Source organism: Colwellia sp. 75C3, from assembly GCF_002836255.1.
Taxonomy (GTDB): Bacteria; Pseudomonadota; Gammaproteobacteria; order Enterobacterales; family Alteromonadaceae; genus Colwellia.
Genome location: NZ_PJAU01000055.1, coordinates 254422 through 265278 on the forward strand (window position 1 = coordinate 254422; position 10857 = coordinate 265278).

Consider the following 10857-nt stretch of genomic DNA (forward strand, 5'->3'; position numbering starts at 1 on the left):
CAGCGACCCTGCTTTGAACTTATTAAAAACCTCTTTTTTGACTCTAATTTCTACAGTTATAAAACTCCTTTCAGCATTAGTCATTAATAAGGTAGTTGCTATTTTTGTTGGACCATCAGGCCTAGCCTTAATAGGCCAGTTTCAAAATGCAACTCAAATACTTATGACACTAGCCCAAGGTGGTATAAGTAAAGGTGTCACTAAATATACTGCTGAATACGGTAAAGATAATGAATTAATACCAACGCTTTGGAGTACAGCAGCCAAAATTGTACTCTTTTGCTCTTTAAGTATCGGTGTTCTTCTTACGTTACTATCCTCTGTACTAGCTGAAAAAATCCTCCATAATGCTGAATATACCTATATATTTATAGTCTTCGGTTTTACATTGGTTTTCTTTGCACTTAATCAGTTTTTACTTTCGATTATTAATGGTCTAAAAGAAATAAAACTATTTATAGCTATTAATATTACCCAGAGTTTGTATAGCTTAATATTTACCTCTGTTCTAATAGCAATATTTGGTTTAGATGGTGCTTTGTTAGCACTTGTTACAAATCAGTCTGTAATATTTTCAATTGTAGTGTGGCGCTTAAGAAAGCATAAAGTAATATTAATTGAACACTTCAAAAAGAGGTTTGATCATAAGCAGGCTAAAAAATTATCAGGCTATTCTTTAATGGCTTTAGTATCTGTTTGTACAGTACCAGTATCACATTTAATAATAAGAAATTATATTGGGGAGAATATATCATGGGAAGCTGCGGGTTATTGGCAAGCGATTTGGTATATTTCCACAATGTACTTAATGATTGTTACCACTGCATTGTCTACCTATTACTTACCCAGATTATCTGAAATTAAATCTAAAGGTGAGTTAAGAGCGGAATTAAAGCAAGGCTACGCAGTTATTGTTCCTGTTGTATTATTGCTATCAAGTTGTATTTATATTTCGAAAGAATTGATTGTGTATGTTTTATTTTCTGATGAATTCAAACCAATGCTTGAGCTATTTAAATGGCAACTTATTGGAGATATGGTTAGAATGTTATCTTTCCTGTTTGCTTATCTTCTTCTCGCGAAAGCAAAAGTAAAATTAGTAGTATTAGGTGAAATATCCTTCTCTGTTTTATTTGTTGTTCTATCTTATGCATTCATTACTCGATATGGGCTGATTGGTGTAACTTATGCCTACAGCTTAAATTATCTTTTATACTTTATATTTACCTTTTTTGCTACTATAAAAATGAGGGGCAGTAATGAAGACGTTGATTTTTAGAGCACTGATGAAGGTTATTTGGATTCGGATTAAAATATTATCGGGAATTTATTTTAAGCCTACTAACTTGATTGGTACAAATTTCCTTTGTTTTGATTGCGACTTCTACTCATTGTATCTAGCTAAAAGATTATCAAATAGCTATATCTGCAAACCAGTTACAATAGGTGAGAATATATTTATAGGAGCAAATGTAACTATTTTAAAAGGTACTGTTATAGGCAATGACTGTGTTATAGGAGCTGGAGTGGCTTTATCAGGAATTATAGCTGCAGGGGTTATTGTATCGAACAAAAATAATTTTACTACTAGCGAAATAAGATATTAGAGGGTTACTTTGAAATTTTTAGTTACAGGTGGAGCAGGTTTTATAGGATCTGCAGTTATACGATATATTATAAAAAATACTAGGCACAGTGTGATCAATGTCGATAAATTAACTTATGCAGGTAATTTAGAGTCGCTTGAAAGTGTATCAAACAATTGTAGATACATTTTTGAGGAAGTAGATATATGTGATCGAAATGTTCTAGAACGTGTGTTTGTTGAGCATCAGCCTGACGTAGTCATGCATTTAGCCGCGGAAAGTCATGTAGATCGTTCAATTGATGGACCCTCTGCATTTATTGAAACGAACATCGTTGGTACATACAGATTACTTGAAGCTACTCGTCAATACTGGCAATCATTATGTGAAGAAAACAAATCAAAATTTCGTTTTCATCACATTTCAACGGATGAAGTATACGGTGATTTAGAAGGCCCTAACGATTTATTTACTGAAGAAACATCTTATGCCCCTAGTTCTCCATATTCAGCATCAAAAGCGTCAAGTGATCATTTGGTTCGCGCATGGCTAAGAACATACGGATTACCAGTAATTATTACTAACTGTTCAAACAATTATGGACCTTATCATTTTCCTGAAAAACTGATTCCTCTAGTTATATTAAATGCGTTGGAAGGTAAACCTTTACCTGTATACGGCAATGGACAGCAAATTCGAGATTGGTTGTATGTTGAAGATCATGCACGCGCACTTTATTTAGTTGCTACTAAGGGGAAGGTTGGTGAGACCTACAATATAGGCGGGCATAATGAAAAAGCCAACATCGATGTAGTGAAAACTATTTGTTCCCTGCTTGAGGAGCTTATCCCTGAAAATACCTATTCAAAAGTGTCAGGTAATAAGCATGGTTTTGAAGGGTTAATTGAATTTGTAACTGATCGCCCTGGCCATGATGTCCGTTATGCTATTGATGCCTCAAAAATTGAACGAGAGCTTGGTTGGAAACCTGAAGAAACATTTGAATCTGGTATTAAAACAACGGTCGAATGGTATTTAAATAATAAAGATTGGTGGAGCCGTGTTTTAGATGGTTCATATACGCTTGAACGTCTAGGAACTAAGGAATAATTATGAAAGGTATTGTATTAGCTGGCGGATCAGGCACTAGGCTCTATCCTATTACTCTCGGTGTATCAAAACAGTTATTGCCCATATATGATAAACCGATGATTTTTTATCCTTTGTCTGTATTAATGCTTGCAGAAATAAGAGATATATTAATCATTTCTTCGCCAGAAGATATTGGTGGCTATAAACGATTATTAGGGGATGGCTCACAGTTCGGGATAAACATATCTTATGAAATACAGCCATCTCCTGATGGTTTAGCACAAGCTTTTATCATAGGCGAAGAGTTTATCGGTAATGATAGTGTTTGTTTAGTGCTTGGTGATAATATCTTTTACGGGCAGGGGTTTACGCCGAAATTGCTTAATGCTTCAAAAAACACGAAAGGAGCAACGGTATTTGGCTATCAAGTTAAAGATCCGGAGCGTTTTGGTGTCGTTGAATTTGACGCAGACATGAAGGCTATTTCACTTGAAGAAAAACCAACAAAACCTAAGTCGAATTATGCTGTCACTGGTTTATATTTCTATGATAATAATGTCATAGAAATAGCAAAATCAATTAAACCTTCAGCTCGGGGCGAATTAGAAATTACCTGTGTTAACAATGCTTATTTGGAACGTGGCGACTTGAAGGTAGAGCTTTTAGGTCGAGGGTTTGCTTGGCTTGATACAGGAACTCACGAAAGTTTATTGGAAGCAAGTCACTTTGTTCAAACAATCGAACACCGCCAAGGTCTTAAAGTTGCTTGTTTAGAAGAAATATCATGGAATAATGGCTGGCTTACTGCCGAAAGTCTTACAGCATCCGCTAAGGCCATGTCAAAAAACAGTTACGGTAAATACCTAAGTGATTTACTTAAGGAAACAAAGTGAGTTTGATTAAGCTAATTGACTTTAAGTCATTAGGAGATGAACGGGGAGATCTGGTTGCCCTAGAGAGTAATAAAGCCATTCCTTTTGAGATTAAGCGTGTTTATTATATCTTTGGTACTGCAGTCGACGTTTCGCGTGGTTTTCATGCACACAAAGCTTTACTGCAAGTAGCTATTTGTGTTTCGGGTAGTTGTAAAATATTGATGGATGATGGTAAAGGTAAAGAAAGTGTAACTTTAAATACTCCTAAACAAGGTGTTTTGATAGATACAATGCAATGGCATGTAATGTATGAGTTTAGTGCTGATTGCATATTACTAGTACTTGCAAGTGAAGTTTATGATGAAGATGATTATATTCGTAATTATAAAAAATTTATTGAAAGGGTTGAGTTATTAAATGACTAAGATATTAATTGCCGGGGCAGGTGGTGCTCCTTCAGAAGGCGTAATAAACTCATTATTACGTAGCGATAAAAAAGAAACTATTTATGGTATGGGATCAGAACCAACTGATTTAATCTTATCAAGTGCGGAAAAAAAGTTTTATATGCCGTATGCAGATACACCCGAATATAAACCGGCTTTACTTAATCTTTTGAGAACAGAGAAGCCTGACCTAATTCATTTTCAAAATGATTTAGAGATATTTCACGCCTCACTATTTAGAGATGAAATTTTAGCAACGGGTACAAAGTTATTCATGCCTGATCATGATGTTATTGATACTTGTGTTCATAAGCATAAGTCATACCTAGCATTTAAGAATGCTGGCGTACCGGTACCTCGAAATATATTTATAAATAATGAAGATGATCTTAAATTAGCATTTGAAGAATTAAGTGATGAAAACGGTAAGATTTGGTTACGAGCATCTTCTATTGGTGGTGGTGGTAAAGGCGCAATACCTACGTCAAGTTTCACTATGGCAAAAGAATGGATAAATCATTACAACGGATGGGGTGACTTTGTTGCGGCAGAAATGTTAGAGCCTGAAACAGTAACTTGGCTATCTATTTGGCATGAAGGTGAGTTGATTGTCGCTCAGTCGCGCGCACGTAAAGGGTGGACTCATGGTAATCGTAGTATTTCTGGTGTTACAGGTGTTACAAAAGTAGGTGTTACATGTGATGATGCACAAGTAACCGATATAGCAACTCGAACAGTTAAAGCTGTTAGTGATAAGCCGCATGGAATCTTTGGTGTAGATATGGCATATGATAAAAATGGTATCCCTAATCCGACAGAAATTAATATATCACGCTTCTTCACTACCGTTTTATTCTTTACCGAAGCAGGTTTAAATATGCCTGAAATATTCAAAGATATAGCGTTGTATAACAAATTCCCTGTTTTAGATAAAAAAATTAATCCACTGCCTAAAGACTTATTATGGCTTAGAGGGATGGACACAAAACCGAGGTTAATCACATCGGATGAAATTAAAGCTGGAATTAACTTCTAGTGAAGGTTTTATTAACAGGGGTCTCTGGCTTTATTGGTTCTCGGCTATTGACCGCACTTTGTGACTGTTTTGGAGCCGATAATGTAATAGCGGTAAGCTCTAAAACCACAAAACAATGTGAAACTATTGTTTATGATGATAATTATTCAATCGACCTCAATCATTTTGATAAAATTTCTGATGTAGAGTTAATTATTCATGCCGGTGCATTTACTCCAAAATCTAGAACCGATGCTAATAATATTGACAAATGTAATGGCAATATTGATTTTACGAGAAAATTATTAAGTTTACCGTTTGAAAGATTAAAAAAAATATTTTACCTCAGTACACTTGATGTATATGGAGATGATGAGGTGATTTCTGAGTCAACTAGGCTAGACCCTAGCAGTTTGTATGGAATGTCAAAGTTATACTGTGAAAAAATGGTCAGTTCATTTTGTGACAGTGCAAATATAAGAAGTCAAATCTTAAGGATTGGTCATGTGTACGGACCAGGTGAAGAAAAGTATCAAAAGTTGTTACCAATAGCGATTAAAAAAGTATTAAACGGTCAAGAAGTAGAACTTTGGGGGGACGGTAGCGAATTAAGGAGCTTTATTTATATTAAAGACGTTATTGATGCATGTTTGACTTCAATTGAATTATCTGATGATGTTGGCGTTATCAATGTCGTAAGTGAACAGTCTATATCAATTGCTAATTTACTAGCTAAAGTAGCTGAAATTTTAAATACCGAATTGAAATGTATCTCTAAGCCATTTATAGGAGTAAAGAAAAGTTTACTTTTTGACAACTCAAAAATGAAACGTTTTTTACTCGAAACTGAGACTCCTTTTATCGACGGTCTTACAGATGAAATTGTATATTTTAAGGATATAAAGTGAATATAATTTTTGACTTAGACGGTACACTAATTGATTCAAAATTACGTCTTTATAAGTTATTTCAGTTTTTAGTTGTGAATTCAAACTTAACTTATGATGAATACTGGAACTTGAAGCAACAAAAAATATCTAACCAATTGATTCTCACTACCCAATTTGGTTATTCGGAATCTATGATTCAAAGTTTTACAGGTAACTGGATGCAGTTAATCGAACAGCCAGACTATTTGAAATTTGATAAAATTATTAATGGTATTGATAAGGTGTTAACAGTACTTAATCAGCAAGCCGATTTATATGTGTGTACCGCTAGACAACACCGACAACCTGCTTTAGATCAATTAGACACTTTCGGTATAAAGGGCTTCTTCAAGAAAATTCTTGTTACAGAACAGATCTCATCAAAAGATGAGTTGGTTACACTAAACCTTCCTCATTTGACTTCATCTGATTGGTTTATTGGTGATACGGGCCATGATGTTCAGATAGGGAAAAAATTGAATATCAATACATGTGCAGTCCTTAGCGGTTTTTTATCTCGAAAATCTTTAACAGAATACGAACCGAATATTATTATTGAAAGTATTGCTGATTTTAAAATAAAAGACACAAGTACAGTACTTACTACTGGATATTAAGATGACTTTTCAAAAACTTAAAAAATTATATATTGAAATGCGGTATAAAAATGTGTTTTTTTCTGGAAAAATCAACATTCTTGGTAAACTACCTCATTTTAAAATCCCTAAAAATGGCATAGTTGAGTTTGGCAATAACGTAGTATTAAACTCTGATTTCGCTAACACAAATACAGCCCTAACCTATCGCTGCAAGTTTGTTACTGGCTATGAAGGAAAGATAACCGTTGGCGAAAATACCATGTTCAATGGGGTTTGTGTTGTATCATATAAAGAAGTTGAAATTGGGGCAAACTGCCAAATAGCATCATCCACCATTATTGCAGATACTAATTTTCACCCTGTTGACCCAATAGAAAGGGAAAAACAAGTTACGGGTCAAGATTTTAGTTTTTCTAGTGTAAAGAATGCGCAAATTAAAATCGGTAATAATGTATGGATTGGTTGGAATTGTACGGTACTAAAAGGGGTTGAAATAGGTGATAATTGTATTGTTGCTGCTGGTAGTGTAGTCACTACAGGTGTGTATCTCGAAAACTCAATAATTGCAGGTAACCCTGCAAAAGTAGTAAAAAAAATATAATTTAATTAATACTGAGACCCTAACGTGATCCCTTTTCTTGATCTTAAATCTATAAATGAACAATATCGAAATGAACTTGTTAAAGCTACCACTAGAGTTATTGATTCTGGGTGGTATGTAATGGGTCAAGAAGTTAAAACTTTTGAAGCTGCTTTTGCGGACTATTGCCAAACCGAACATTGTATTGGTGTTGCTAATGGTCTCGATGCCTTAACCTTAACGCTCAGGGCTTGGAAAGAGTTAGGGTTATTATCGGACGGTGATGAAGTAATTGTACAAGCCAATACGTACATAGCTTCAATACTAGCAGTTACAGAAAATAATTTAGTACCTATTCTTGTTGAACCGAGTGAAGATACATTTAACTTATCAACTACTAATATTAACAAGGCCTTAACAACAAGAACCAGAGTAATATTACCCGTTCATTTATATGGTCAAATATCACCTATGGCTGAAATTATGGCTATAGCAGATAAGCATAATCTTCTTGTGCTTGAAGATTGTGCACAATCACATGGAGCTACCTTTGACGGTATGAAATGTGGTTCTTGGGGACATGCTGCCGCATTTAGTTTTTACCCAGGGAAAAACTTAGGAGCTTTAGGTGATGGTGGAGCTATTACGACTAATGATATAAAGTTAGCCGATACGGTAAGAGCACTTGGTAATTATGGCTCTCATGAAAAGTACAAAAATATTTATCAAGGTGTTAATAGTCGTTTAGATGAAATTCAAGCAGCTATATTAAATGTTAAATTAAAATATCTAGATGATGAAATATGCCGAAGACAGCAGGTAGCAAATGCTTATATAGCCAACATTTATAATCCGTTAATACAATTACCCAAAGTTACACAACAAGAAGAGCATGTATGGCATTTGTTTGTTATTACAACAGAACACCGTGAACTACTTGTACAATATTTATTAGAAAACGGTATTCAAACATTAATCCATTATCCTCTTCCGCCTCATAAACAGCAAGCATATAAAGCTTGGAATGAATTAAGCTTTCCTGTCACTGAAAAAATGCATAATCAAGTATTATCCTTACCAATGGATCCTACTTTAGAGCTTAGTTCAGTTGAATATGTGATTGATATAATTAACCAGTTTTCTGTTTAAACATCCAATTTGTTATGTATTCAAACTGTAGAATGTGCAGTGTTGTTTTTTAGTATTTAAATATGTATGAGTATTATGAAAGTTTTATTATTAGGTGAGTTTAGTGCGCTTCATAAAAATTTGGCTGAAGGGTTATCGCATCTTGGTATAGATGTTACAACAGCGTCTAGCGGAGATGGCACCAAGGCTATTTCTTCGGATTTAAGTTGGGCAGGGAAAAGGGTAGGTAAAGCTGGGAAGATTGAGCGACTGTTTAATTTATCTAAAGTTTATAAAGAATTCAAAGGATACGATGTTGTTCAACTTATATCCCCATGTATTTTCCCTAAAGAGTTAGGGATAAATAAACGAATAATGAAGTATGTGATAAATAACAATAAAAAAATATATTTAGTTGGTGCCGGGGGCAGTACTGTAAATACAATTCTAGCTAATTTTTTTAGGAACAGTTATAAATACCCTCAACTATATCAAGAAATAGTAAAAAAGACAGGAGATAAGTGGTGCTTTAGTCCTACAGGTAGGAGGTTTAATAAATATTTACATGACTCAATTACAGGGTATATACCTATTATGTATGAGTATGCAGAACCTTACCGCGAATTGCGTATTCAAAGTTATGTCAAACTATTCCTATTCCAATTAATATTGATTCTGTTAAATATGAGCCAAATATAGTTAAGGGAAAAGTGTCCTTCTTCCATGGCGTAACAAGAGAAGGTGAGAAAGGAACGCCCTTGATAAGGGCGGCAATGGAAATACTTAAGAAAAAATATCCAAATGAAGTTGAAATTAATATTGTAGGTAATCTACCACTTTCTGAGTATCTTGAAGTCACGAGCCGAGCTAACGTTATTATAGATCAAGTTTATTCGGTATCATATGGGATGAATACTGCTTATAACTTGGCTTTAGGGAAAGTGTGTATTGGTGGAGGTGAAGATGAATGTTTGAATGAGTTTTCTATAGCTCAATCACCTATAATCTCTATTGATACCAATGTTCAAGATATCGTAACAAAAATGGAATGGGTTCTTGATAACAAGCATATTATAACTGATATCGGTGCTGATTCTCGGGAATATGCTGAAAACTTGCATTCCCATATTGTTGTGGCCCAGCAGTATTTAAAAGTATGGAGAGAGAGTTAATGACCGAGAAAAATGTTGATTATCTTGGCAGACGTTATAATTACTATTCTCCGGGTAAAAAAGAGCGTTTTAAAAATATAGGTGACGCTTTATCTTTGAAAGGTGACGCTGAAAATTTTATAAATCCATCATCTGTCCTAAGTTTTATGATGAAGAATTATATAATAGGTGATGAAACGCTTGTTAAAGGAATAAAACGAGAACCTTGGATGCATGAGTATGATGATTCATCTTCCAGTTTTAATGAATGCCACTTACCTAAGCATAGTAATATTGTAATGGAAGCAAGTGATATTGGTTTAAGACTAAAGGAACTTCTATTAGATGAGGTCAGAGGTTTTCTGGAAGGTAAACAATCTATTGGAGTTCTACTTTCTGGTGGTATGGATAGTAGAGTTGCTGCTGGAATTATTAGAGAATTACAAGTTCGAGGTGAGTACTTAGGGGATGTCGTAGCCCTTACATGGGGGATAACTGAAACAAGAGATGTACGCTACGCATCAGAAATTGCAAAGCTATTTAAATGGGAGTTCGTCCACTTTCCGCTTAGTGCAGATTTATTGATTGATAATATAACGTTGACTGCAGAAATGGGAGCAGAATTCTCTCCTTTGCACCTTCATGCTATGCATGACATATCGAAGGTAAAAGGTTTGGACGGTATATTAGCAGGAAGTTATGGTGATAGCGTTGGGCGTGCGGAGTTTTCAGGTGTTAAAGTTGATCAAATTAAAAGTATATTAGATAGTGATTTCAACAAGTTTGGTTTGTTATCAAGTGCAGTTGAAAAAGATTTTATGAATAATATTTCTTTCGAAGTTGATAAGTATCGAAGTCAATTTCCTCGCGAGTGTGATTGGCAGTATTATGAAATAGAACGACAGTGTCACTACATGCGTCGTCAACTGTCAGCTTGTATGGACCTAATAGATGACCGCATACCTTTGTACCAAATGTTCACTGCTCCTTCAGTTTTTGGGTTCATGTGGTCTTTAAGCCCTGAATGTCGAAACGATGATGTGTATGTTGAGGTTCTTAAAACGTTACCAGGAAACCTTTTATCGATACCGTGGGCTAGAGATGGAAAAATATATCCAAGTACAGGTTTAGCTATGGACGAACTGCAGACGTCGCACAACCTTTACGGACTTTGGTTACGAAGGGATTGTTCGGAACTCATCAATAATGCATTATGCTCGGATGCGTTGGAACGTATTAATTTATTCAATCCATATACATTAAAAGCAATAAAAAATAGCTGGAAAAAATCCAAATTGAATAGTGCAGATAGATTAGACGAAAGAGTTGCCTGGATGGCATCACTCTCCATCTTCATAGATAAATATAACATACAGGCTTCAACTGATTATGATGCCACAGCCACTGATTTTGTTCGCTCTGCTCAAGGGAAAATGTATTCTTATATATATAGAAC

Annotated in this window: 13 protein-coding genes; all 13 read left to right on the forward strand. The window is 34.9% G+C overall.

Going from position 1 to position 10857, the window contains the following annotated elements:
- Window positions 1-13: 13 nt before the first annotated feature.
- Complete coding sequence (locus CXF85_RS15185) at window positions 14-1279, forward strand: O-antigen translocase (RefSeq protein ID WP_101229488.1); 1266 nt, start codon at window positions 14-16, stop codon at window positions 1277-1279.
- Window positions 1260-1607, forward strand: a complete 348-nt coding sequence (locus CXF85_RS15190; protein WP_101229489.1) for a DapH/DapD/GlmU-related protein — start codon at window positions 1260-1262, stop codon at window positions 1605-1607. Before CXF85_RS15185 ends, CXF85_RS15190 begins: the two co-directional genes overlap by 20 nt.
- Window positions 1608-1616: 9 nt before the next feature.
- Complete coding sequence (gene rfbB / locus CXF85_RS15195; RefSeq protein ID WP_101229490.1) at window positions 1617-2696, forward strand: dTDP-glucose 4,6-dehydratase; 1080 nt, start codon at window positions 1617-1619, stop codon at window positions 2694-2696.
- Window positions 2697-2698: 2 nt separating this feature from the next.
- On the forward strand, window positions 2699-3571 hold the full coding sequence (gene rfbA, locus CXF85_RS15200) for a glucose-1-phosphate thymidylyltransferase RfbA (protein ID WP_101229491.1): 873 nt from the start codon (window positions 2699-2701) through the stop codon (window positions 3569-3571).
- Window positions 3568-3978 (forward strand): sugar 3,4-ketoisomerase, encoded by a 411-nt coding sequence (locus CXF85_RS15205; RefSeq protein WP_101229492.1) that lies wholly within the window; start codon window positions 3568-3570, stop codon window positions 3976-3978. Before rfbA ends, CXF85_RS15205 begins: the two co-directional genes overlap by 4 nt.
- Window positions 3971-5035: an ATP-grasp domain-containing protein gene (locus CXF85_RS15210; protein WP_101229493.1), complete on the forward strand. Its 1065-nt coding sequence runs from the start codon at window positions 3971-3973 to the stop codon at window positions 5033-5035. The genes CXF85_RS15205 and CXF85_RS15210 overlap by 8 nt, the downstream gene beginning before the upstream one ends.
- Complete coding sequence (locus CXF85_RS15215; protein WP_101229494.1) at window positions 5035-5922, forward strand: NAD-dependent epimerase/dehydratase family protein; 888 nt, start codon at window positions 5035-5037, stop codon at window positions 5920-5922. Before CXF85_RS15210 ends, CXF85_RS15215 begins: the two co-directional genes overlap by 1 nt.
- A complete protein-coding gene (locus CXF85_RS15220; protein ID WP_101229495.1) occupies window positions 5919-6560 on the forward strand; it encodes an HAD family hydrolase in 642 nt (213 codons plus the stop codon). Before CXF85_RS15215 ends, CXF85_RS15220 begins: the two co-directional genes overlap by 4 nt.
- 1 nt (window position 6561) lies before the next feature.
- The gene (locus CXF85_RS23175) at window positions 6562-7143 is read left to right on the forward strand and encodes an acyltransferase (protein ID WP_101229496.1); all 582 of its coding nucleotides are present in this window, start codon (window positions 6562-6564) and stop codon (window positions 7141-7143) included.
- Window positions 7144-7167: 24 nt separating this feature from the next.
- A complete protein-coding gene (locus CXF85_RS15230) occupies window positions 7168-8271 on the forward strand; it encodes a DegT/DnrJ/EryC1/StrS family aminotransferase (RefSeq protein ID WP_101229497.1) in 1104 nt (367 codons plus the stop codon).
- 75 nt (window positions 8272-8346) lie between these two features.
- Window positions 8347-8949, forward strand: coding sequence for a hypothetical protein (locus tag CXF85_RS15235; protein ID WP_157829115.1), 603 nt, complete (start codon window positions 8347-8349; stop codon window positions 8947-8949).
- Window positions 8950-9023: 74 nt separating this feature from the next.
- The gene (locus CXF85_RS15240) at window positions 9024-9422 is read left to right on the forward strand and encodes a glycosyltransferase (protein ID WP_157829116.1); all 399 of its coding nucleotides are present in this window, start codon (window positions 9024-9026) and stop codon (window positions 9420-9422) included.
- The coding region (locus tag CXF85_RS15245) for an asparagine synthase-related protein (protein WP_101229500.1) at window positions 9422-10857 on the forward strand (1436 nt) is incomplete at its 3' end. The genes CXF85_RS15240 and CXF85_RS15245, both read left to right, overlap by 1 nt.

What these genes read in the sequence shown, in the direction of transcription:
- CXF85_RS15190 (WP_101229489.1), top strand. Translation starts at nt 1,260, where the DNA reads ATGAAGACGTTGATTTTTAGAGCACTGATGAAGGTTATTTGGATTCGG.
- rfbA (WP_101229491.1), top strand. Translation starts at nt 2,699, where the DNA reads ATGAAAGGTATTGTATTAGCTGGCGGATCAGGCACTAGGCTCTATCCT.
- CXF85_RS15210 (WP_101229493.1), top strand. Translation starts at nt 3,971, where the DNA reads ATGACTAAGATATTAATTGCCGGGGCAGGTGGTGCTCCTTCAGAAGGC.
- CXF85_RS23175 (WP_101229496.1), top strand. Translation starts at nt 6,562, where the DNA reads ATGACTTTTCAAAAACTTAAAAAATTATATATTGAAATGCGGTATAAA.
- CXF85_RS15235 (WP_157829115.1), top strand. Translation starts at nt 8,347, where the DNA reads ATGAAAGTTTTATTATTAGGTGAGTTTAGTGCGCTTCATAAAAATTTG.
- CXF85_RS15240 (WP_157829116.1), top strand. Translation starts at nt 9,024, where the DNA reads ATGGAAATACTTAAGAAAAAATATCCAAATGAAGTTGAAATTAATATT.